We start from the raw sequence: 23,609 nt of genomic DNA on the forward strand, positions 1-23,609 counted from the left end.
CTGGGGCATAAACGGGGGCATTTCTCGGGTATAACTGAACCAAGTGCCTAGTCTCGTTCCATGTTCTGATGAACTGGCTGGGGTGGTAGGATTCGAACCTACGATACACGGTACCAAAAACCGCTGCCTTACCACTTGGCTACACCCCAACGGTGAGGCGCTATCTACGATTGTTGTCTGGGGGGTTCAAGTCCTTTCAGGCAAAAAATCAGCTCAGGTTAAAATATTTTTTCAAACCTGAGCAGCCGCCATACTGGGGCCTTCAGGACAGCATTAAAGGGATCGCTTTTTCAAGGCTCGTAGCCCTCAAGCTCTAGAAGATCGCCGCAAAAACGGTGTGCTCGGAAACCGCTGCTAGGCATTGTGATGTGACAGGCGACCTAAGTGCGTGCCATTCATTTAAATAGCCCATCATAAAAAGTAGGTGAAAGATGAAATATCTGCGCACACCAGACGAACGTTTCCAAGAATTGTCGGACTACGATTTCACTCCGCATTATACACAGATCGACGACACTGAAGGCGGGTTTATGCGAATCCACCATGTCGACCAAGGACCGCAAGAGGCCGCGCCTGTCTTGATGATGCATGGTGAGCCAAGTTGGTCATACCTGTACCGACATATGATTAAGGGATTCGTTGCGCAGGGTCATCGGGCGATTGCACCGGATTTGATTGGCTTTGGGCGGTCGGACAAACCGACCGAGCGCGACGATTACACCTATGCGCGCCATGTGGCCTGGATGGGAGAATGGCTTCGCAAAACGGATCTACATAACGTTACGTTGTTCTGTCAGGACTGGGGCGGTTTGATCGGCCTGAGACTATGGGCAGAAATGCCGGACAGATTCGCACGTATTGTGGTTTCGAATACGGCTTTACCCACTGGTGATCAGCCAATGGGTGAGGCGTTCGAAAAATGGCGGACATTCAGTCAGACTGTCCCGGTTTTTCCGGCAGGTGGCATCCTTCAAGGCGGAACCGAGACGAGCTTGTCCGACGAGACATTGGCAGCCTATGACGCTCCGTTTCCCGATGAAAGCTACAAAGCCGGAGCGCGCCAGTTCCCCATGCTTGTTCCCGCGTCACCGGACGATCCGGCCGCTGGACCCAACAGGCAGGCTTGGGAGGTGATACAGGGACTTACAACACCGGTTCTTACGGCCTTTGGTGCAGATGACAAAGTCATGGCAGGGATCGATCAGATATTCCAAAAACTGTGCCCCGGCGCCGCGGGACAACCGCATGTCGTGCTGCACAAGGCAGGCCACTTTCTGCAAGAGGATGTTGGCGTCGAACTGGTAAAGCTGACCTGCGATTTTATTGAAAGGACGTCCTAGTTACCGGAGCATGGCGGATCATTCGCGAACTTCACCGGGGTCTACTCCCCAAAGATTCGACTTGAGTGTCCAGCCTTTGTAACCACCGGCTGAGATCCGACACCAGTCAATGGTGCAACTGCCCAGCCGGGCAACAACTCCGGCCTCGAACTGGGCGCTGACCGGTGAGTTCGGATCGGGGTTGGTGTATACGGGCAGCATTTCGGATTCGATCAAAACCGTCCGTACGCCTGACAACAAAGCATAGTGTACCCAGCCACCGGCTCCGTCGCGATCCTGAACCTTCCGCCAGTTTCCGAATTCGGCCGTCACCTGCAAGGGCATCCCACGCCGTTTGAAGACCCAGTCGATTCGATGTGTCAAAGACGGGCCGCGCCGCACATTTCCCTCGGCCGCCTTCATCGAGACGAAACGCGGCAGCGGCAGGTTTGTGACTTGGCCGCGTTTATCCTGTGCAGCTGCGCTTGACGCGCAAATTCCTATCAGGATCACGCTTATCAGCGCCGCTATTCGGCGTTTTGCGGGTAGAATACCACTCACTGACGGTCTGCTCTTGTGCCTGTTGATCTTGTTTCGAAAAAAGGTGGTTTCAATGCCCTTGGGGTTCTTGTGCCCCGCCTTTTCCTGCGCCACGATGCCATGGCGCGCGAAGTTTTGCAAAGCAGTGGGAGTGCACAGGTGCCAAGAGAACGTCTGAGTGTTGTCGTTACGCGACGGTTGCCCGAGGCGGTGGAAACGCGATTGAGCGAACTGTTCGATGTTCAGCTGCGTACCGACGATGCCCCCATGACCCGAGATGAGCTTGTCGCCGCGGTCAAAGAGGCAGATGTGCTGGTTCCCACCATCACCGATACAATCGACGGCGGGCTGCTGGGGCAGGCGGGTGAGAACCTGCGTCTGATCGCCAACTATGGTGCAGGGGTCGACAATATTGATGTGGCAACCGCCCGCCAGCGGGGCATTCTGGTGTCCAACACTCCGGGTGTGCTGACCGATGATACCGCCGACATGACTATGGCGCTGATTCTTGCCGTGACGCGTCGTATCCCCGAGGGGCTCTCGGTGATGCAAAAATCCGAATGGGATGGATGGGCTCCTAATGCGTTGTTGGGCGGCAGAATCGGTGGGCGCCGTCTGGGCATCCTTGGTATGGGCCGGATCGGTCAGGCCGTAGCGCGGCGGGCCAGCGCCTTTGGGATGCAGGTGCACTACCATAACCGCCGCCGGCTACGGCCTGAAACGGAACAGGAGCTTGAGGCAACCTATTGGGAAAGCCTTGACCAGATGGTTGCGCGGATGGATGTGATTTCTATCAACTGCCCGTCTACACCGTCCACTTTTCACCTGATGAACGCGCGGCGGCTGAAGCTGATGAAACCCTCGGCGGTGATCGTGAACACTTCGCGCGGCGAGGTGATCGATGAGAACGCTTTGACCCGGTTGATCCGCTCGGGCGAGATCGCCGGGGCCGGTCTGGATGTGTATGAGCACGGCACCGATGTGAACCCACGCCTGCGGCAATTGTCCAATGTCGTGTTGCTGCCTCATATGGGGTCCGCGACATTGGAAGGCCGGATTGAGATGGGCGAAAAGGTCATTATCAATATCAAAACATTCGAAGACGGCCACCGCCCACCGGATCAGGTGGTTCCTGCCATGCTCTGACGCATCACGCAGGCTGGTTGCTTTTATTTTCTAGGAGGACACTATGAAACGAAGTCTGATTTCAGGATTGTTATTGTCCGTCATGGCCTTTGTTGGCCCGGCCATAGCGCAAGAAGCAGCCGACACCGCCGCGCCCGAAGGCGGTTCGACCGGGCAGGTGCAGGGCCTGACCGAAGAGGTCATCGCCGCACTGGAAGCCAAGCTTGCGGGCGAGCCGGTCACTTCGGAAAACTGGATGGTCGCCGCAGCGAACCCGCTGGCAGTTGAAGCTGGGGCCAAGGTTTTGCGGGCCGGAGGATCAGCCGCCGATGCGATGGTTGCCGTTCAGGTAGTACTGGGTCTAGTTGAACCTCAGTCGTCGGGCCTTGGGGGCGGTGCGTTCCTGGTCTGGTATGATGCCGCAACCGGTAGGATAACCACGTTGGATGGCCGTGAAACGGCTCCGTTAGAGGCAAACCATCGTCTGTTTCAGGATGAAAATGGCGAGCCGCTCAAGTTCTTCGATGCTGTTGTCGGCGGCTTGTCTGTCGGAACACCAGGCACCCCGGCACTGTTGGAAGAAGCGCATCGCCGCTGGGGCCGCAGCCCATGGCCCAGCCTTTTTGCAGACGGGATCACACTGGCTGACGACGGATTCCTGGTTTCGCCCCGGTTGGCAAGCCTTGTTGAAAAGGACGCCGAGCGACTGTCACGTTTTCCGGTGACGGCCTCGTATTTCCTGCCGGATGGCAAGCCGCTTGAGCAGGGGCAGCGTCTGGTGAATCCGGACTATGCTGACACGCTGCGGACGCTTGCCAGCGAAGGCTCGGCTGGCTTCTATGGCGGAGAGATCGCCGCCGGGATCGTTAGCACCGTTCGCGGGGCCGAAGGCAATCCTGGTGTATTGTCGGGCATCGATCTGGCGCTGTATCAGGTGATTGAACGTGAACCGGTCTGCGCGACCTATCGCGCCTACGAGGTCTGCGGGATGGGGCCGCCATCTTCGGGCGCGCTGACAGTTGGGCAGATCCTGGGCATGTTGGACGGGTATGATCTGGCCGAGTACGGACCAGAAGATATCAATACCTGGCGTCTGATCGGAGATGCCTCGCGGCTGGCTTTCGCTGATCGCGGCCGCTACATGGCCGATCACGACTTTGTCCCGATGCCGACACAGGGGCTGGTCGACCCCGGCTATCTGTCCGAACGCGGAGAGCTTTTGAACACAGATGGTGCTTTGATCGACGCGAAACCGGGTAACCCGGCCTTCGATCATGCATCAAACTGGGCAGATGACGTGTCGATCGAGCTGCCATCGACATCGCATATTTCGATCGTGGATCAATACGGCAATGTCCTTTCGATGACCACGACCATTGAGAATGGGTTTGGATCCCGTCTCATGACCAACGGGTTCTTGTTGAACAACGAATTGACTGACTTCTCGTTCAAGACCCACAAGGATGGTGTGCCAATTGCCAATCGGCTTGAACCGGGCAAGCGGCCCCGGTCTTCGATGAGCCCGACAATCGTAATGCAGGACGGTAAACCGGTTCTGGCCATCGGCTCGCCCGGAGGCAGCCGGATCATCGGCTATGTCGCCAAGTCGATCATCGCGTGGGCAGACTGGGATATGGATGTCCAGCAGGCCCTGTCCTTGCCGCATCTGGTCAACCGGTTCGGCACCTATGACGTGGAACAAGGCACCGCAGCCGAAGGGTTCACGGATGGTCTGACCGCACTGGGATACGAGGTTAATCCGCGCGACCTGACCTCGGGGTTGCACGCGATCGAGATCGGCGACGTTCTGATTGGTGGCGCGGATCCAAGACGTGAAGGCATTGCGCTGGGCGAATAACCCAGCGCCTAAATAAGGAGCAGCATGGTGCAGGTAGTTGCGTTGCCCCGGAATGAAAACGGGATCCAAACGGTTGTCGGAATTCTGAAACAGAAATTCGGCGACCGGTTGCAAACCGGTCAGGCCATTCGTGAACAGCATGGCCACACGACGACCTGGATTGAAAACCAAAGCCCCGACGCCGTTGTTTTTCCGCATTCTACCGACGAAGTGGCCGAGATTGTCAAAGCCTGCGCCACACACAAGGTTCCGGTGATCGCGTTTGGCACGGGAACCTCGCTTGAGGGGCATGTGAATGCGCCTGCCGGAGGAATTTCGGTTGATCTGACACAGATGAACAAGGTGCTGGCCGTGAATGCCAGCGATCTGGACTGTGTCGTGCAACCCGGTGTCACGCGCGAAGATCTGAATACCCATCTGCGCGATCAGGGCCTGTTCTTTCCAATCGATCCCGGCGCGAATGCGTCGCTGGGTGGAATGGCGGCCACGCGCGCCTCGGGTACGAACGCGGTGCGCTACGGTACGATGAAGGATAATATCCTCAGCCTTGAGGCCGTGATGCCCGACGGGCAGATCATACGTACCGGCCACCGGGCCAAAAAATCCTCGGCCGGGTATGATTTGACCCGTTTGCTGATCGGCGCCGAAGGCACGCTGGGCATCATTACCGAGATCACGTTGCGACTGCAGGGCATCCCCGAGGTAATCTCCTCGGCGCGTTGTTCTTTTCCAACCGTCGATGCGGCCTGTCAGGCTGTGATGATGACCATTCAATACGGTGTGCCTGTTGCCCGTATAGAACTGCTGGACGAGATGTCGGTGCGCGCCGCCAATGCCTATTCCGGGCTGACCCTGCCGGAATCGCCGCTGCTGTTGCTTGAGTTTCACGGCTCGGAACACGGTGCCGTCGAACAGGCCGAGACCTTCGGTCAAATCGCTGAAGAATTTCAGGGTACGGACTTTACTGCGACCACGACCACCGAAGAGCGGAACAAGCTGTGGCAAGCCCGGCACGATATGTATTGGGCAAGCCTGCAGCTTCGGCCGGGCGCGCGCGGAATCTCCACCGATGTCTGCGTTCCGATCTCGCGACTGGCCGAGTGCGTCACGGCCACGCAGGATAAGGCGCAAGAGCTGGGCTTGATGGCCCCCATGGTTGGGCATGTCGGAGACGGCAACTTTCACACCTTGTTGCTGATTGACATGGACAATGCCGATGAGGTCGTAAAAGCCGATGGTTTTGTGGGTTGGCTCAACGATCTTGCGATCTCGATGGAGGGTACCTGCACCGGAGAGCATGGAATCGGTCAGGGCAAGCGTCCGTATCTGGTCAAAGAACTGGGTGAAGCCACTCGTTATATGGCAGCCATTAAGGCGGCGCTGGATCCCGACAACATCATGAACCCCGGCAAAATTCTGTAGCTGCTTCACTTCCATTTGAGTGAATGCGCCACCAAAGGTCGGTTTTGCCCTTTTTTGCGTCGGCTGGACTTCGCGCTGAGACGCAGGCTTGGGCATAAACCTTGCCAAACAGACTCAATCCGGAGAGCGGGCGAATGAAAACCCAAGTCAAAGCACTGGTTGTCGGCGGCGGTGCCGTCGGGACCTCGATTGCATACCACCTTGCCAAGGCAGGCTGGGACGATGTGATGCTGATCGAACGGGACGAGCTGACATCTGGTTCTACGTGGCACGCAGCGGGCTTGTTGCCGCTGTTCAACATGTCCTATGCGACCACCCACATCCACAAGTACTCGGTCGATTTCTACAAGACGCTTGAAGAAGAGACCGGCCTGAACGCGGGCTTTGCCGTGGTCGGCAACCTTCGCATGGCGCAGACGCAAGAGCGTATGGACGAATACATGCTCTATGCCTCGACCGCCGAGACCTGTGACGTGGCTTATGAATGGCTGACACCCGAGCAGATCAAGGAACGCTGGCCGCTGATCGAAACCTCGGACCTGAAGGGCGCGATCTATCACACCGAAGATGGCTATATTAACCCCGCAGACGTAACGCAGGCGATGGCCAAGGGTGCCCGTCAGCGCGGAGTTGATATCGTCCGAAAACTGCAGGCCGATGCCTTCCATTGGAACGGCACCCACTGGGAAGTCACCTGCACCAAGATGGTTGAAAAAGGTGGCAACCTTGTCGAAAGCGACGAGCAGGTGGTTATCACGGCCGAACATGTCGTGACCGCATCGGGTAACCACGCACAGCGCACCGCCAAGATGCTGGGCATCAAGATGCCTGCGATCCCGGTCGAGCACACTTTTATCGTCATGGACAAAGACCCCGAGCTGGTCAAATGGCGTGAAGCCGGTAACCCCGAACACCCTGTTGTTCGTGACGCTGACAACGAGTCCTATGCGCGAGAGGAACGTGGCGGCTGGATTTTGGGTATCTACGAACACGGTGCTCCCGCGCGCTTTGAACATGGCGTGCCCGACAGCTTCCGTGCTGACCTTTTCCCGCTGGATCTGGACCGGATCGCGGATCAGTACATGGCGATGGCTGAGCGTGTGCCGTCCTGCGCCGAATCCGGCCTGAAAGACGATTTTAACGGCCCGATCTGCTATACCCCCGACGGCAACCCGCTGGTTGGTCCGGCTCCGGGCCTGCGCAATATGTGGCTGGCCGAGGGCTTCTCGTTCGGGATCACTGCTGCAGGCGGCACTGGCTATTACCTGGCGCAGATGATGGTTGACGGCGAAGCCGAGATCGACATGGCCTCGCTGGACCCCAAACGGTATTCGTCGAACTGGATGACCACCGAATTCGCGGCGCGCAAGAACGAAGAATGCTATGAGCACGTCTACATCCTGCACCACCCCGACGAAGAGCGTGAAGCCTGCCGTCCGCTGCGTACTGTTCCGGCCTATGACCGCCAGAAAGCGCGCGGTGCTCAGTTTGGCTGGGTCAACGGCTGGGAACGTCCGAACTATTTTGGCCCCGTCGATGCGCCTGATAACTTCGACAAAGAAAGCCGCAGCTTCCGTCGCGGTGGCTGGTGGAAACACGCCGTGGAAGAAGCCAAGGCGATCCGCGAAGGCGTGGGCCTGATCGACGCGTCGGCCTTCACCAAGCACGTCGTCAAAGGCCCCGGTGCGACTCAGTTCCTGGATTGGTTCACCTGCAACAAGCTGCCCAAGGTCGGTCGCATCAACCTGACCTACGCGCTGACCTCGCATGGGACCACCCGCACCGAATACACCATCGTTCGCAATGGCGAGAACAACTACTACATCGTCTCTGCCGGTGCCTGGACCGAGTATGACGCGGATTATCTGCGCAAGGCGGCCGAGGACAAGATGGAGGAGTTCGGTTACATCGAGATCCAGGACGTGACCACCCAGTGGGGCGTCTTCGCCATCGCCGGACCCAAGTCGCGTGACGTTCTGAAAGAGGTCATCAAAGACGCCGATCCGGAAACCGCATTGTCCAACAAACGCTTCCCGTGGCTGTCGGCCCGTCAGATCGAGCTGGGCATGTGCCCGGTCAACGCGATCCGCGTGGCCTATACCGGCGAACTGGGTTGGGAACTGCACCACCCGATCGAGATGCAGAACTATCTGTTCGACCTACTGGAAAAAGCCGGTGAGAAACACGGTATGAAGCTGGTCGGCGCCCGCGCCCAGAACTGGCTGCGTCAGGAGAAATCCTATCGCGCCTTCGGCACCGAGCTGGGTCGCGATGCAACCCCGCTGGAAGCCGATCTGCCGCGCTTTGTCGACCTGTCGAAAGACTTCTACGGCAAGGCCAAGCTGGAAGAGACCGGTGTGCGCGTGAAGTGCTGCACTCTGCTGATTGACGGGCCGGACGATGCGGACCCGTGGGGCCGCGAGGCGCTGTATACGCCGGAAGGTGAACGCGTGGGCCGTCTGACCTCGGGCGGTTATTCGGTCGCGTTCGAGAAATCTATCGGCATGGGCTATGTGAAGCCTGAGCTGGCGGTCGAAGGCACCAAGCTGCAAGTTAAAATACAGGACAAGCTGTGGGATGCGGTTGTGACCTGCGACAGCCCATATGATCCAAAGAACGAAACCATCCGAAAGGACGGTTAATACAGAGTATCAACTCGGGCGGCGCAAAAAATGCGCCGCCTGAAAAATCCGATTTGGCAGGTCAGGCGTTTTCGGTCAGAGAAAGCCGTGAATTACTGCAGAAGCTGTAGGCTCGTGTGATAGGATAACCCAGCCTAACGGGGTAGCAGACACACCGGCAACAGGTTTGGGTTTCGATCAGAGGCCAGGCTTTTCCACTACAAACGCCAAATTGTTTGCAGGCATCTCAATGGTTTTCACAAGGGTGAGGCCCTGTTCCAGCATACACCCGATAATGTCTTGATCGTTCTTGTACCCGATTTCCGTATCTTGTTGCACCAACGCGTCATGGAACCGTTGGTCACCATCACTGGTCAGTTGCCCTGATCGCATGAAAGGCCCGTAAAGGATAAAGCGTCCGCGTGGATTCAGGGCCTTAGCAGCCTCAGTCAGAATGGTTTGAGTTTCCTGCCAGCTGATCAGATGCGTCAAGTTGATCAGGACAATCAGGTCGCGTTCACCATACTCTTCATGCCACCCCGCTGCCGTTGCATCCAATTCCACAGAGTTGGCAATATTGGCATGCTCGGCAGCATACGTGTCGATGCTAGAGCGCCGCTCTGGCTCAATTTCAGTCGGTTGCCACACCAAACCGGGCAGTTTTCGGGCGAATGCGCTGACGTGCTGCCCTGTGCCACTGGCAAGCTCCAGCGCTTGGCCAGCGGTCGGAGCCCATTCCGCAAGTAGGTCTGATAAGGCTTCGGTGTTGCGGGTGGCCGCCGGGGCGATCATTCGGGCGCCCTCGGCCTGCGTTGCAACACTGGCGTTTGCGGGAAGGGTGCGTTTGCTCATTATCGGAACCTGCAGGGCTTTAGGGCGTTTACACTGTCTGCGTCTAAGTCAGAGGTCGCGCCAGTTACCAAATCTGCAACCAGCTTAGACGCGGCGGGCGATGTCTGGAACCCATACCCGCCCTGACCGGCAGACCAGATAAATGTCGGCTCGGACGGTTCCGGCCCCAGAACCAATGTGCCGTCCGGGGCAAAGCTGCGTAGCCCAGCCCAGTTGGCCTCAAGCCGGGTAACGGGTTCAGTCATCATTTCTTCGTACCGGGCCAGCCCTTCGGCAAGGATCATGTCGTCCGCATAGGCGTCATGTGGCGGTACAGGGGTCGCCTCGGACGGAGAGACGATCAGACTGCCTGCGTCTGGTTTGGCATACCACCCTTCGCCTGCACCCAGCATCATGGGCCAATCTCGAACATCGTAGCCACCCGGAGCTGGAATGCGTGCCATCGATCGTCGCTTAGGACTGATACCAACCGGCGCAATCCCAGCCAAAGCAGCGACCTCGTCGACCCAGGGTCCGGCGGCATTGATGACAAGGCACGCTTCGTAACGATGTTGGCCGTCAACCACCCAGTTCTTGTGTTTTTTCAGGGACGTGACACGGTTTTTGGTCAGAACCTCTCCGTCATTGCGGCGAATGGTTCGGGCGAAATCCTGCATCAAACGGTCGGTGTCGATGTCGAATGCGGCGTCGCTGATCGCCGCGTTGCTCAGGACCTCTGGGTTCAGGATAGGCACACGCGAAACTGCGTCCGAGTTGGAGATAACTTGCATTGAAAGGTCGCTGACATCGCGGTCAAAGGCCTCTTGCTGCGATGCGTTGGCAACCATCATAAGACCGCGTGGGGTAAGATACCCACCTTCGTGCAGAAACCCGGCGCTGGCCCGGTTCAACGCGACAACCGATGGAGGGCCATAGCTTTCCTCGAACATGGCGGCCGAGCGGCCAGAGGCATGGTACCCAAGGGCGTCTTCGGCCTCGAGCACAGCAACTTTACCGAAAGCAGAAAGGCGCGCCCCGGTGCTGAGGCCAGCTATCCCTCCACCGATGATGAGGAAATCTATCATGCCGCTTGAATCCTTGAAAAAAAACGCACAGACGGGGCAAGCCGCGCAGCGCATACTAAGCAGGCTTGAATTTGGGCATCAACCCATCCAAACACGTCATATACAATTATAGGAGGGCAGGGTGACAGCCGCAGATTTACACCCAATGGCCACGGGACATATTCCGCACTACGTGGTCCAGGCGGATGGCAGTGATTATCTTTTGACGTTCATGTTCGTATTTACGGTCGGTGTGATCATCTTGATTGGTGTGGGGTATTTCACGCTGCATTCGATTCCGGAAAAAATCGCACACGAATCCAATCATCCCCAGTTTCAACTGGTTGGTATTCTTGCCCTGCTGGCTTTGTTTACTCATAACGGCTTGTTCTGGATTGCCGCCATCTTGGTCGCCGGTTTTCAATTTCCCGACATAGGTGCGCCATTGCGTGCGATTGCCGACGCGATCCGATCTTTGGGGCCGCAGCGTCAGGATCCACCCGTGCCCCAGTCGCCCGAACATCAGGAGCAATAAGATATGCTTGAAACGCTGATGTGTGCACTGGTCACGGTGCTACCGGATTATTTGTTCCGTCGCTTTGTCCAAGGCAAACGGATCGGGCACGAGATTACCCTGTTCACCATGTGGTATGAGTTGCGCTGGGGTCTGACCACCTGCGCCATTCTGGCGCTGACCGTGATCACTACGCTGTTCTATTTTCACCCTGCCAGCAAGACAGCAGCGTCTTACTTTCGTACGGTAACAATCCTGCCGCAATTGGGTGGACGCGTCGCCGAGGTTTATGTGACCAACAACCAGCTGGTTGTTGCTGGACAGCCTATTTTCCGAATGGAAGATTTTACCCAAACGGCAATGGTCGAGGCTGCCCATGCGCAGATCGCGCAGGTTCAGGCCTCTTTGAAAGTGGCCGAGACCGATCTGGCCGAAGCGACTGCCGGAATTGCGGGTGCCAAGGCCTCGCTGGATCAGGCGATTGAGGACCTTGAGCGTAACACGACTCTGCGCGACGAAGGGTCCAGTGCCGTGCGTCTGGCCGAAATTGACCGGCTGGAAAACATCGTGGCTGAACGCGAAGCCAAACTTGTGGCTGCAGAGGCGAAACGAGCCGCTGTTGTTCAACAGATCGAAGAGCTGATCCCGGCACAGCTTGCCAGTGCGAACGCGCAACTGGACGCGGCCCTGACCGAGTTGGACAAGACCGTTGTTGCCGCAGGTGTGACAGGTCGGATCGAGCAATTCGGCCTGCAGGTCGGCGATTTCGTAAGCCCCCTGTTGCGCCCTGCGGGCATTCTGGTGCCGTCGCATTCGGGGCATGATCGGTTTCAGGCCGCGTTCAACCAGATGTCTGCACAAGTCATCAAGCCCGGCATGATTGGCGAGTTGGGTTGTATGACCAAGCCCTTTACCGTCATCCCAATGGTCGTGGTGCAGGTTCAGGACGTGATCCCATCGGGGCAACTGCGCCCGTCCGACGAATTGCGTGACGTGCAGGCCAACACCTACCCTGGCTCGATCCTTGTTTACATGGAACCGCTCTACAAAGGCATGGCTGATGACATCCCTCCGGGCAGCAACTGTTTGGCGAATGTCTACACCAGCAATCACGAGAGGCTGGAGCATGAAGATCTGGGCTTCTGGCATGCAGCGTTCTTGCACGTGGTCGATACGATCGGTGTGGTGCACGCAGCGGGTCTGCGCTTGCGGTTGATCCTGATGCCTGTGAACACTCTGGTTCTGAGCGGGCATTAACGACAAATTCGCTACATGGTTACAGAGACGCCCCAAAACATCATAGTTTTGGGGCATTCTCGGCGCGGGCCTTTTGTTCAAGTGACAGAATATCTTGGGCTGGAAGCAAAGACAGGTTGACGTGTGCTTCAAGCGGGATCAGACCGCGTAGTTGCAAATCAAGATACCGCAAACAACAGACCCGCAAGAATGACGTAAAATTACCTACATCATGCCCTGCATCCAGGCTTTCATTGTATAGCCTGTGCAACAGTTGGGGCACGGTAAGCTCATCCCTCTCGCTGACGGTTTCAAGCGTACGCCAGAAGAGCTCTTCCAGGCGCACGCTGGTGACCATACCTTCCATTCGGAATGAACGGGTGTGAGAAGCCCAAAGCGCCGGATCGGCATCGATAAACAACTGGCACATTGGGTTCCCCTTCGCTTCAGCGTCCCAGCCGCTCTTTGACGTCGGCCGCGAAGTCTTCGTATCGACGCAATGACTTCACCTCGACCTTAACATGATGACCCATTTTCTGCATGATGGGCAGATCGAACAGAATCCTGTCCAGAGTATCTGGATCTTCGACATCGACGATCGCCGTCACTTTGCGTTCACCGACAACCTTCCACAAGTCTTTGACGACGCCCGCCGACTTCGCGCCCAAGGCGGCTTCGGCCTCTTCTGCCCAGACTCCCAGCAGACCTTGCTGGGCCATCGTAGCATCGTATTCAACGTTGAAATTCAGTTGATAAAGCATGTTTTCCTCCGAGTTTTTTGACGCGTTTAGATAAAGCGACCACCTTTTTCGATCACTTCGATTTGATAACCGTCGGGGTCCGACACAAAGAAAAACCGCGCTACGCGCGTTCCTCCGGGACGGAAATCCACGATGTCTTTGGGATGGGCTCCTAGATCACGGATGTGACCATGCATGGCGTCCAGGTCATCGACGACAAAGGCGATGTGACCGTATCCATTACCCAGATCATAAGGTTCACTACGATCTTTGTTTATGGTCAGTTCTAGCTCGAAATCGGAACCTTCCGAAATCATGTAGATCAGGGTAAAGCTTTCAAAGTCGAGCCGATCCTTAACCTTCAGATCAAAAGCTGTCTTATAAAACGTCACGGCCCGGTCTTCATCGATAACCCGGATCATGCTGTGTGCAAGTTTTGCCATCTGCGCACCTCCTGCGGCTTTGTACCGGGCAGAGAACGCGAAGTGGTATTATAGGACTAATACAACCCTGAATTTTTGCTGAAGAAGGCATGCAACTCGGTTGATGGTTGCCGCCCTCAAGGCCAAAGTACACGTCAAAAGCAGACCAAGAAAAAAGGCCCGCAAATTCCGCGGGCCTTACAAGTATTCGCTGAGATACTGGTTTACTGCGGAATTTCGCCTTCCAGCCCTTCAACGTAGAAGTTCATGCCAGCCAGGGTACCGTCATCGGCTGTTTCACCGTCCGCCAGCCAGTCGCTGCCGTCCTGCTTTTTGATCGGGCCGGTGAAGGGGTGGTATTCACCTGCAGCCATTGCGGCTTTCAAAGCCAGCGCCTCTTCCTTGACATCAGCAGGTACCGCGTCGGAAATCTCGCCGATAGCGACCATGCCTTCGCGGATACCGTCCCAGGTGTTCGCGCTTTCCCATGTGCCGTCCATCACAGCCTTGGTCCGTGCGATGTAGTAGGGTGCCCAGTCATCAATGATTGACGAGACGCGCGGGAAGGGGGCGTATTCGCTCATGTCAGATGCCTGACCGAAGGTGACCACGTTGCCCGCTTCTTGTGCGGCGGCCTGCGGTGCGGTCGAGTCAGTGTGCTGCAGGATCACGTCAGCGCCCTGTTCGATCAGTACGGTGGCGGCGTCAGCTTCTTTTGCGGGGTCAAACCAGGTGTAGGCCCAGATGATCTTGAACTCGACATCCGGGTTTACGGCTTTAGCGTGCAGATAGGCCGAGTTGATGCCGCGGATCACTTCAGGGATCGGGTAGGATCCAATATAACCGATGATGTTCGACTTAGTCATCTTACCCGCTATGTGACCCTGAACCGCGCGGCCTTCGTAGAAACGCGCCGAATAGACCGAGACGTTTTCGGCGGTTTTATAGCCGGTCGCGTGCTCGAACTTCACGTTCGGGAATTTCTTGGCAACGTTGATGGTCGGGTCCATGTAACCAAACGAGGTGGTAAAGATCAGGTCTGCGCCTTCCAGCGCCATCTGCGTCATTACGCGCTCGGCGTCGGGGCCTTCTGGGACGGACTCGACAAACACGGTTTCAACCTTGTCGCCAAACTCTTCTTCAACGGCCAGACGACCTTTGTTGTGTTCGTAGGTCCAGCCGCCATCGCCGACTGGGCCAACGTAAACGAAGCCGACCTTTGTCTTTTCGTCGGCCATCGCTCCCGAAGCCAGCCCGAGCGCCATGGCGGCGCTTGCCAAAAGTGTAGTGAATTTCATGTGGTACTCCCCAAGTTGGTTCAGTTGGCCCCGTCTAGTGCGAGGCATGGAAGGTCCGGCCCAGTGAGGCAGGTGCGCTGCTCTTGTCGGCCGAAAGGATCACAAGCACAAGGATCGTGATGATGTAGGGCGACATTGCCAGATACTCGACCGGAATGGCAACGCCCGCCGCCTGCAAATTGAGCTGCAAAACGGTGATACCGCCGAACAAATAGGCACCCAGCAATGCACGCCACGGCTTCCAACTGGCGAACACCACCAGTGCAAGGGCGATCCAGCCAACCCCGGCGGTCATGCCCTCGGTCCATTGGGGCACACGGATCAGGCTGATGTAGGCTCCGCCCAGGCCCGCACAAGCTCCGCCGAACAGGATCGCCATGACGCGGATCTTGATGACCTTGTAGCCAAGCGCGTGCGCGGCATCGTGGTTTTCCCCGACCGCGCGCAGGATCAGACCGACACGAGTGTACTTTAGCGTAGCCCAAACCGCTGCAGTCAAAGCGATGCCGACATAAAGGATAGGGTCGTGCTGGAACAGGATAGGACCGATCACCGGAATATCGCTGATCACCGGAATATGTATATCTCCCATGCTCGGGGGTTTGACGCCTACATAGCTTTGCCCCATCAGAGCGCTAAAGCCGAGTCCGAACAGGGTCAGGGCAAGACCGCTGGCGACCTGGTTGGCCAAAGCCACCTGTGTCAGCACCACAAACAATAAAGACAGAACCGCGCCGCCAATGGCTGCCGCGATAAAGCCCAGCCAAGGTGACCCGGTCTCGACCGAGATCGCAAAGCCACTGATCGCGCCGACGATCATCATGCCCTCGACGCCAAGGTTCAAAACGCCTGCTTTTTCAACAACCAGCTCTCCGATCGCGGCCAGCAGCAGGGGGGTTGCGGCCACCATCAAAGAGGCGACCAGAAGGACGGGGTTAATTTCACCAAGGTCCATTACGCCACCTCGCTACGTGCCGCACGGATGCGGTAGTTTGTCAGAAGATCGAAAGCCAGCAGGAAGAACAGAAGCATCCCCTGGAACACCTGAATTGCAGCGGCCGGCAGGCCCAACTGAGACTGCGCGATTTCACCTCCGATATAGGTCAGCGCCATCAAGCCGCCGGCCAGCAGGATACCCACCGGGTGCAGACGGCCAAGGAAGGCCACAATGATCGCGGTGAAACCGTAGCCTACGTTGAAGTCGATGCTGACCACGCCCGAAGGGCCTGAGACCTCGAACATCCCCGCCAGACCGGCCAGAGCGCCGGACAGGCCCAGACAAAACAGGATCAGACGGGCCGGGTTCACACCGGCAAACTTCGCAGCGCGCGGAGCTTCACCGGTCAAACGGATGTGAAAGCCCAGCATGTGCCGGTTCAGAAGGACATAGGAAAAGATCACTGCGATGAGGGCTGTCACGACGCCCCAGTGCATCCCAGATCCCGCGATCAACTCGGCATTATGCGCACTGTCATAGGATTGCAGATTACGCGACCCGGGAAAGCCAAACCCCTCGGGGTTTTTCAACAAGCCAAGCGACACCGAGGCCAGCATCTGCTCGGCAACGTAGACCAGCATCAGCGAGACAAGGATTTCGTTGGTGCCAAAGCGAACCTTCAGAAAGGCCGGGATCATCGCCCAGAGCCAGCCACCGAATGCCCCCGCGATTACCATGATCGGAAAAATGTAAAACGCGTCCAGTGGGTAAAAGGCCAGACCCGCACCGGCCCCAAATATGGCGCCCATGATATATTGCCCCTCGGCCCCGATATTCCATATGCCGGCACGGAAACCCAGCGACAGACCAATAGCGATCAGCACCAAAGGCGCCCCTTTCACCAGCAGCTGCGGGCGGTAATAGAATGCAAACTCACCGAACAGGGGTTCCCAGAAAATGGTGCCGATGGCCTCGATCGGGTTCTTCCCTAGAATGGCGAACAGCAGCCCGCCGAATACCATTGTCGCCAACACCGCGACCAAAGGGGTGGCATAAGACCACGCCTTGGACGGCTGTGGCCGTTTCTCCAACACAATCATCCGCTCATACCCCCGTTTTCGTCTTTTTCTGTAATAGCTTAGACATGGGCTACCTCCATGCCATGCGCGCCGCCCATCATTAGGCCAATCTCATCCACGGTAAGGCCCGTAGTTGGTCGAGGCGCGCTGAGGCGACCTTCGTTGAGGGCGGCGAAACTGTCGGAAATCTCCATCAGTTCATCCAAATCCTGACTGATACAGACAACCGCCGTGCCCTTGGCTGCTAAATCCAGAATGGCCTGCCGGATCGACGCCGCAGCTGCCGCGTCCACGCCCCAAGTCGGTTGATTCACCACTAACACATCCGGGTTTTGTAGTACCTCGCGCCCAATCACGAATTTCTGCAGATTGCCGCCGGACAACGAGCGCGCGGCGTTTTCCGGGCCTGGCGTGCGCACGTCGAAGGCGCTGATGATCTTTTCAGCGAAACTTTTGGTCTCGGCCCATTTCAGGAAGCCATTGTTTTCTAGACCTTCCCGAACCGATCCAGTCAGTAAGGCATTTTCCGTAAGGCTCATGTCCGGTGCTGCCGCATGACCCAGACGTTCCTCGGGCGCGGTTAGAACGCCCAGTTTGCGACGCGTAGTAGGTCCCAGCAAGCCGATGGGCTGACCGTTGAACTTAATCGCATCAGCTGCGGTGGTGATTTCGCCCGACAGAACGCCCAGTAATTCATCTTGCCCGTTGCCTGCGACACCCCCGATGCCCAGAACCTCGCCCTTGCGGACTGTCATGTGAACGTTGCGCAGCGCAGTGCCGAACTCGGACGGCGAAGGCACGGATAGCCCGCTGACATCCAGAGCGACTTCGCCGAAGTCACGCCCCGACCGTTCGGGCGTTTGCAGGGTTGAACCGACCATCATCTCGGCCATGTCCCGCGCTGATGTCTCGGCCGGAACGCATTCGCCCACATTCTTTCCCAGACGCAGAATTGTGGCGTGGTCACACAACGTGCGGATTTCTTCCAGCTTGTGCGAGATATAAAGGATCGAGGTGCCTTCGGCCCGCAATTTGTTCAGCGTTTCAAATAGGATTTCGACCTCTTGCGGGGTCAAAACGCTGGTGGGTTCATCCATGATCAGCAGCTTGGGGTCCTGCAGCAGACAGCGGATGATCTCGACTCGCTGGCGTTCACCTGCCGACAGGTCGCCGACGGTGCGATACGGGTCCAGCGGTAAGCCATAGGTTTCGGATACTTCGCGGATACGCGTGGCCAGATCGCTCATCTTGGGCGGGTTTTCCATCCCCAGCGCGATGTTTTCGGCCACGTTCAGCGCGTCAAACAAGGAAAAATGCTGAAACACCATCGCGATCCCGTCGGCCCGGGCCGCGCGGGGTTCCGCCGGAGCAAAAGGCTGGCCGCGCAGCAGCATGGTGCCGCTGTCGGGTTTCACCAGCCCATAGATCATCTTGACCAGCGTGGACTTGCCCGCGCCGTTTTCGCCCAACAGGGCGTGTACTTCGCCTTCGCCGATATCAAAGGACACCTGATCATTGGCCACGACGCCGGGATAAGCCTTGGTCAGCCCTTGCAGACTTAAAAGTGGAGTGGTCACGCGCTCTGGTCCTTCTTCAGTTCGTTCTGCCAAGCCGGGCGCAGTAGTTGCGCGGCGACGCCAATGGCGATCATCTGCGGGTGTTTGCCCAGACCGGGATCGCCAATCGGGCAGGTGATCTGCCTGATCCGTTCGGGGGAATGGCCAAGGGCTGTCAGCCGCGACCGGAATCGCGCCCATTTCGTAGCCGAGCCGATGAGGCCAGCAAAGCCAAAACCATGTGTCAAAAGGCGATTACACAGTTCCAGGTCCAGATTATGTGAATAAGTAAGCACAAGATGCTCGGCATCGGGTGGGGCGTGCTGGACCAGAGCGGCGGGTTTGGGCGTTGGAATTGGGGTGACACTGGTCGGGATCTGCATGGGAAAGCGATCCGGTCCGGTGTCGACCCATGTGATTGCAAGATCGGGCAGGGGCGACAGCACATCAACCAGCGCCCGCCCCACATGGCCTGCGCCCCAAATCCATAGCTGCCGGGTCGGTTTGTGAACGGGTTCGACCATCCAGTCGTCGATCAATTGCGGCTCGGGCGCAACGCCCTGCGCGCGGGCTACGGCCAGCAGGCGCTTGACCGAAAGTGGCATATCGCCGCCTGACGGGGCACGTGCGATGACTGTCTCATCCAGCGCGTCCAACGCGTGTTGGTCGTAAACCTCGCTCAAAAGCGAGACCGCCCCTCCGCAGCATTGGCCCATATCGGGGCCAAGCGCATGGTGGGTCAGTCGCATTGGGACGGACTGCGCCCGTGCGGCGAGCGCTGCCTGATGCTCCAGCGTACCGCCCCCGATCGTGCCGGACTGACCGTCCGCCCAAACCAGCATGGCGGTGCCGACCTCGCGCGGGGACGAGCCTTTGATGGCAGCGATGACCACGCGGGTCACGCGCCCGTGAATCTTGACCGCCTCCTGCAGAGCTTCAAGGTCAAATCCCATCAGTTGCCGCCTTTCATCCGCTGGACACCGCGCCAGAGTTCCTCTGCCGTGGCGGGCGCGTTCAGGGCCGGGTAGCCATCCCCGCTGGCCGCCACTGCGTTCGACAGGGCCAACCACGCAGAAATACCTAGCATGAAGGGCGGCTCACCAACCGCTTTGGACCGATAGATCGTGTCCTCGTGGTTCTCGCCATCCCAAAGCGCGACGTTGAAGAAATCGGGCCGGTCGGAACAGGCGGGAATTTTATAGGTCGACGGCGCATGGGTGCGCAGGTTGCCCTTGCCGTCCCAGACCAGTTCCTCGGTCGTCAGCCAGCCCGCGCCCTGCACATATCCTCCCTCGACCTGCCCGATATCCAGCGCCGGGTTCAGCGAGGCTCCGGCATCATGCAGGATATCGGTGCGCAGAATGCGGTTTTCGCCGGTCAGAATGTCCACTGCGACCTCGGTGACAGACGCGCCGTAGGCAAAGTAAAAGAAAGGTCGCCCTCTGCCTGCGATCCGGTCCCATTCGATCTTAGGGGTCTTGTAGAAGCCGGTCGCCGACAGGCTGATGCGGCCCTGATAGGCCAGAGCGGCGGCTTCGGCGAAGGTATAGCGTTCCTCGCCAACTAAGACATGCCCATCCGCGAAGGTCACAGTCGCGGGATCGGCCTGGTGCCGTTCGGCCAGATAGTCCGTCATCCGGTCACGGATCGTGTCACAGGCGGCTTTCACAGCCATCCCGTTCAGGTCACTGCCCGAAGACGCCGCCGTGGCCGAGGTATTCGGCACTTTGGCGGTGTCGGTGGCGGTGATCTTGACCATCTCCAGCGGAATGCCGAACCGCGATGCGGCCACTTGCGCGACCTTTTGGAACAGGCCCTGTCCCATCTCGGTCCCACCGTGGTTCAGGTGGACCGAGCCATCCTGATACACATGCACCAGTGCGCCCGCCTGATTGAGGTGGGTCAGCGTAAAGGAAATCCCGAATTTGACCGGCGAGAAGGCGATACCCTTCTTTATAACGCCGTTCTTCGCGTTCCACTCGGCGATGGCGGCCTTGCGAGCGGCATAGTCGCTGGATTTCAGAAGCGCTTCGGTCATGCCGTGCAGTTCGAAATCGCTGACCTCCATACCGTAAGGCGTGGTGTTGCCGCCGGCGGGTAGGGGACGAACGGGGGCATTCCCGGTTTCCACAGCACCTCGGCTGGTCAGGTCTTCGTGCGGGTCGGGATGACCCAGTGGTTTCGCCTGCAGCGGCTGATCGGCCACTTTATGCGCAGGCTCGTAGTAGTTGCGGCGACGCAGCTCGACCGGGTCCAGCCCAAGCGCGTGCGCGGCGTGATCCATGACACGTTCGATCCCGACCATGCCCTGCGGCCCGCCGAACCCGCGATAGGCGGTCGCAGATTGGGTGTTGGTCTTCAGACGATGGCTTTCAATCCGAGCATTCGGCAGCAGATAGGCGTTGTCCGAGTGCAGCATCGCGCGGTCGGCGACGGGCAGGGACAGGTCCTGTGCCCAGCCGCAGATGACGTAGTGATGGAAGGAGACGCCCTGAACATGGCCGTTCTCATCAAACCCAGCTTTGTAGGCGATGCGGAAGGCGTGGCGCTTGCCGGTGATGATCATGTCATCATCGCGGTCGTATCGCATCTTGCAGGCCTTGCCGGTGGCGCGGGCGGCGATGGCGCAAGCCACCGCCAGAGCGTTGCCCTGACTTTCCTTGCCGCCGAACCCTCCGCCCATCCGACGGGTTTCGACCCGCACGGCGTGCATGGGAACGCCCAAAGCATCAGCTACCTTGTGCTGAATCTCGGTCGGGTGCTGGGTCGAACTGTGGACCAACATATCCGCGCCCTCATTCGGGACGGCCAGAGCGGCTTGGCCCTCCAGATAGAAATGCTCCTGCCCGCCAAGTTCGAAACTGCCTTCGATCACATGGCGCGCGCTGGCAATGGCTGCGTCCGCGTCGCCCTTGGCATAGATGCGGGGGCCGTCCTCGAACCGGCTGTCGGCGGCCAGCGCCTCTTCGATGGTCAGGATCGGTGTGTCTTCGGCATAGTCGATTTTGCCCAGCCGTGCGGCCTTGCGGGCGGCCAGATGGCTGGTCGCCACCACCAGAAACACCGGCTGGCCGATATAATGGACCGTGCCGTCCGACAGCAGCGGCTCATCATGGATCGAGGGCGAGACATCATTGGCAAAGGGCAGGTCATCCGCCGTCATCACCTGCACCACACCCTCGGCGGCTTTCACCGCCGACAGGTCCATCGCGGTGATCGTGCCCTTGGCAATCGGGCTGAGGCCAAAGGCCAGATGCAGCGTGCCTTTGGGCGTTGGGATATCATCCACGTATCGCGCAACGCCTGCGACATGCAGCGGGGCTGCGTCATGGGGGAGGGGTTTGGTCACGCTCATGCCGTCACCTTCAGTACGTCGGTCACTTCGCCTTGATCTTCGAGGAAATACCGCTCCAGCATCGCCTTGGCGGTTTCTAGACGATAGGTGGCCGAGGCGCGCATATCCGTGAGTGGTTGGTAATCGTCAGCAAAGGTGGGCAGCGCGGCCTGAATGGTCGCAGCGGTCCAGGGTTTGCCGATCAATGCGGCCTCGACATGGGTGGCCCGCTTCGGAATGCCCGACATGCCGCCAAACGCAATGCGCGCCTGGCTAACGATGCCGTCCGTGACGGTGATGTTGAAGCAGCCACACACGGCTGAGATATCCTGATCGAACCGCTTGCTGAGCTTGTAGCATTTCAGGCGATCTGGCTGGCGGAGGAAGCTGACCGCCTCGACAAATTCTCCGGGCGCGCGGTCCTGTTTGCCGTAGTCGATGAAGAAATCTTCGAGCGGGATCGACCGGCGTGTTTCGCCTTTGCGCAAGTGCAGAGTTGCACCAAGGGCGATCAGGGCGGGCGGGTTGTCTCCGATGGGGGAGCCGTTGGCGATATTCCCGCCCACGGTGGCGGCGTGGCGAACCTGCACGCTGGCATAGCGGCGGATCATTTCGGCGTAGGAGGGGTGGAGATCGGCCAGCGCCGCGCCCATCCGGTTCATGTCGACCATGGCCCCGAGGCGGATTTCACCTTCGGTGATAGTGATGTTCTTGAGGTCGTCGCAGCGGTTCAGGAAAATCACCGGGTCCAATTCGCGCAGCTGTTTGGTGACCCAGAGGCCCACATCGGTCGCTCCGGCAATCAAGGTGGCCTCCGGGTGATCTGCGTAGATCGCGGCCAGTTCGTCCGATGACGTGGGCAGCATTGGTTGGGCATCGGCATCCACGGGCGCGTCCTTGACCCAGACTGGTACAGGCATTGCCTCGATAGCCGTGGCGGCGCGGATGATCGGGGCATAGCCCGTGCAGCGGCACAGGTTCCCGGCCAGTTGCGTGTCATGGTCGGTCGCGCCATTCGCGTGGCTGGCGACCATCGACATGACGAAGCCCGGTGTGCAGAAACCGCATTGCGATCCGTGCAGATCGACCATCGCCTGCTGCACAGGGTGCGCCTCGCCATTCGGACCGCTTGCGCCTTCGACGGTGCGCAAGGCCTTACCGTGCAACTGGGGCAGGAACAGGATGCAAGCGTTTAAAGCCTTAGCACCGCCTTCATCTGTCACCATCACGGTGCAAGCGCCGCAGTCGCCTTCGTTGCAGCCTTCCTTGGTGCCGGTCAGGCCGCGATCCTCGCGCAGCCAGTCCAGCAGGGTGGCGGTCGGATCGACATCCGACAGCTCCACTGTCTCTCCGTTCAGAAGAAACGTGATGTTCATGCGTGAAACCCGTCGCCTTACCCGGTTGCGCCCCTGCGGCCCTCCTTCGATGCGACGTAGAAAGAGTGGCGGGCGAATAGCTTGCCGTCAGATGTTAGAAATAGCTCACCCGATCTGGCAAGAAAAACTGCCTGTGGGATGTACCATTACACCGGATGGCGATGTATTTGAAATTGGTGTCTACCGCACAGAGCTTTGAAATTAAAGTGTTTTGCCTTCTTGGGGCATTGCTGCTGCCGAAGCACCTTCTGGAAAAGCCGAATAATCTAAGCTGATTTTTTAGGCATTCCATCTATGCGGTTCCCGCTTTTGCCGCGCGCCTAGCTGGGATAGCTTG

Annotated in this window: 20 protein-coding genes and 1 tRNA gene; 7 read left to right on the forward strand and 14 right to left on the reverse strand. The window is 58.3% G+C overall.

Going from position 1 to position 23,609, the window contains the following annotated elements; translation table 11 throughout:
- Positions 1-74 precede the first annotated feature (74 nt).
- Positions 75-149, reverse strand: a tRNA-Gln gene (locus tag ACR0DX_RS06880).
- Between the two features lie 282 nt (positions 150-431).
- On the opposite strand from ACR0DX_RS06880, the gene ACR0DX_RS06885 reads away from it, so the two are divergent.
- Positions 432-1,340 (forward strand): haloalkane dehalogenase, encoded by a 909-nt coding sequence (locus tag ACR0DX_RS06885; RefSeq protein WP_170352254.1) that lies wholly within the window; start codon positions 432-434, stop codon positions 1,338-1,340.
- An 18-nt stretch (positions 1,341-1,358) separates the two neighbouring features.
- Here ACR0DX_RS06885 and ACR0DX_RS06890 read toward each other — a convergent pair whose 3' ends face one another.
- Positions 1,359-1,850, reverse strand: a complete 492-nt coding sequence (locus tag ACR0DX_RS06890) for an SH3 domain-containing protein (RefSeq protein ID WP_170353108.1) — start codon at positions 1,848-1,850, stop codon at positions 1,359-1,361.
- 168 nt (positions 1,851-2,018) lie between these two features.
- Here ACR0DX_RS06890 and ACR0DX_RS06895 point away from each other — a divergent pair, with 168 nt between their 5' ends.
- The 4 genes from ACR0DX_RS06895 (at position 2,019) to ACR0DX_RS06910 (ending at position 8,906) form a co-directional block, all read left to right on the forward strand.
- Positions 2,019-3,005 carry a 2-hydroxyacid dehydrogenase gene (locus ACR0DX_RS06895; RefSeq protein WP_170353109.1) on the forward strand — a complete coding sequence of 329 codons (987 nt, stop codon included), beginning with the start codon at positions 2,019-2,021 and terminating at the stop codon, positions 3,003-3,005.
- A 43-nt stretch (positions 3,006-3,048) separates the two neighbouring features.
- Positions 3,049-4,842 (forward strand): gamma-glutamyltransferase, encoded by a 1,794-nt coding sequence (gene ggt, locus ACR0DX_RS06900; protein ID WP_170352255.1) that lies wholly within the window; start codon positions 3,049-3,051, stop codon positions 4,840-4,842.
- Positions 4,843-4,866: 24 nt separating this feature from the next.
- Positions 4,867-6,264: an FAD-linked oxidase C-terminal domain-containing protein gene (locus tag ACR0DX_RS06905; protein WP_170352256.1), complete on the forward strand. Its 1,398-nt coding sequence runs from the start codon at positions 4,867-4,869 to the stop codon at positions 6,262-6,264.
- Positions 6,265-6,398: 134 nt separating this feature from the next.
- Positions 6,399-8,906: a GcvT family protein gene (locus tag ACR0DX_RS06910; protein WP_170724373.1), complete on the forward strand. Its 2,508-nt coding sequence runs from the start codon at positions 6,399-6,401 to the stop codon at positions 8,904-8,906.
- A gap of 177 nt (positions 8,907-9,083) precedes the next feature.
- Here ACR0DX_RS06910 and ACR0DX_RS06915 read toward each other — a convergent pair whose 3' ends face one another.
- Together ACR0DX_RS06915 and ACR0DX_RS06920 are read right to left on the reverse strand one after the other, a co-directional pair.
- On the reverse strand, positions 9,084-9,737 hold the full coding sequence (locus ACR0DX_RS06915) for a DUF938 domain-containing protein (protein WP_170352258.1): 654 nt from the start codon (positions 9,735-9,737) through the stop codon (positions 9,084-9,086).
- The gene (locus ACR0DX_RS06920; protein WP_170352259.1) at positions 9,737-10,801 is read right to left on the reverse strand and encodes an FAD-dependent oxidoreductase; all 1,065 of its coding nucleotides are present in this window, start codon (positions 10,799-10,801) and stop codon (positions 9,737-9,739) included. The genes ACR0DX_RS06915 and ACR0DX_RS06920 overlap by 1 nt, the downstream gene beginning before the upstream one ends.
- A 121-nt stretch (positions 10,802-10,922) precedes the next feature.
- Between ACR0DX_RS06920 and ACR0DX_RS06925 the strand changes: the two genes are divergently transcribed.
- Together ACR0DX_RS06925 and ACR0DX_RS06930 are read left to right on the forward strand one after the other, a co-directional pair.
- Positions 10,923-11,315 (forward strand): hypothetical protein, encoded by a 393-nt coding sequence (locus ACR0DX_RS06925; protein WP_353393475.1) that lies wholly within the window; start codon positions 10,923-10,925, stop codon positions 11,313-11,315.
- Between the two features lie 3 nt (positions 11,316-11,318).
- Entirely contained in the window at positions 11,319-12,551 is a 1,233-nt protein-coding gene (locus ACR0DX_RS06930; protein ID WP_170352260.1) for an HlyD family secretion protein, read from the forward strand.
- A gap of 40 nt (positions 12,552-12,591) precedes the next feature.
- On the opposite strand, the gene ACR0DX_RS06935 is transcribed toward ACR0DX_RS06930, so the two are convergent.
- From ACR0DX_RS06935 to xdhA, 10 genes are all read right to left on the reverse strand, one after another.
- Entirely contained in the window at positions 12,592-12,960 is a 369-nt protein-coding gene (locus tag ACR0DX_RS06935; RefSeq protein WP_170352261.1) for a ribbon-helix-helix domain-containing protein, read from the reverse strand.
- 16 nt (positions 12,961-12,976) lie between these two features.
- Positions 12,977-13,291, reverse strand: a complete 315-nt coding sequence (locus ACR0DX_RS06940; RefSeq protein ID WP_170352262.1) for a muconolactone Delta-isomerase family protein — start codon at positions 13,289-13,291, stop codon at positions 12,977-12,979.
- A gap of 26 nt (positions 13,292-13,317) precedes the next feature.
- Entirely contained in the window at positions 13,318-13,713 is a 396-nt protein-coding gene (locus ACR0DX_RS06945) for a VOC family protein (RefSeq protein WP_170352263.1), read from the reverse strand.
- Positions 13,714-13,916: 203 nt separating this feature from the next.
- Positions 13,917-14,990 carry a BMP family ABC transporter substrate-binding protein gene (locus tag ACR0DX_RS06950; RefSeq protein ID WP_170352264.1) on the reverse strand — a complete coding sequence of 358 codons (1,074 nt, stop codon included), beginning with the start codon at positions 14,988-14,990 and terminating at the stop codon, positions 13,917-13,919.
- Between the two features lie 34 nt (positions 14,991-15,024).
- Positions 15,025-15,945 (reverse strand): ABC transporter permease, encoded by a 921-nt coding sequence (locus tag ACR0DX_RS06955; RefSeq protein WP_170352265.1) that lies wholly within the window; start codon positions 15,943-15,945, stop codon positions 15,025-15,027.
- Entirely contained in the window at positions 15,945-17,027 is a 1,083-nt protein-coding gene (locus tag ACR0DX_RS06960) for an ABC transporter permease (RefSeq protein ID WP_170352266.1), read from the reverse strand. The genes ACR0DX_RS06955 and ACR0DX_RS06960 overlap by 1 nt, the downstream gene beginning before the upstream one ends.
- A gap of 38 nt (positions 17,028-17,065) precedes the next feature.
- Positions 17,066-18,583, reverse strand: a complete 1,518-nt coding sequence (locus ACR0DX_RS06965; RefSeq protein ID WP_170352267.1) for an ABC transporter ATP-binding protein — start codon at positions 18,581-18,583, stop codon at positions 17,066-17,068.
- Positions 18,580-19,515, reverse strand: coding sequence for a xanthine dehydrogenase accessory protein XdhC (xdhC, locus tag ACR0DX_RS06970; RefSeq protein ID WP_480845598.1), 936 nt, complete (start codon positions 19,513-19,515; stop codon positions 18,580-18,582). The genes ACR0DX_RS06965 and xdhC overlap by 4 nt, the downstream gene beginning before the upstream one ends.
- Complete coding sequence (gene xdhB / locus ACR0DX_RS06975) at positions 19,515-21,917, reverse strand: xanthine dehydrogenase molybdopterin binding subunit (protein ID WP_170352269.1); 2,403 nt, start codon at positions 21,915-21,917, stop codon at positions 19,515-19,517. Before xdhB ends, xdhC begins: the two co-directional genes overlap by 1 nt.
- Positions 21,914-23,272: a xanthine dehydrogenase small subunit gene (gene xdhA, locus ACR0DX_RS06980; protein WP_170352270.1), complete on the reverse strand. Its 1,359-nt coding sequence runs from the start codon at positions 23,270-23,272 to the stop codon at positions 21,914-21,916. Before xdhA ends, xdhB begins: the two co-directional genes overlap by 4 nt.
- Between the last annotated feature and the right edge of the window lie 337 nt (positions 23,273-23,609).

It is taken from the genome of Ruegeria sp. D3 (genome assembly GCF_056534465.1).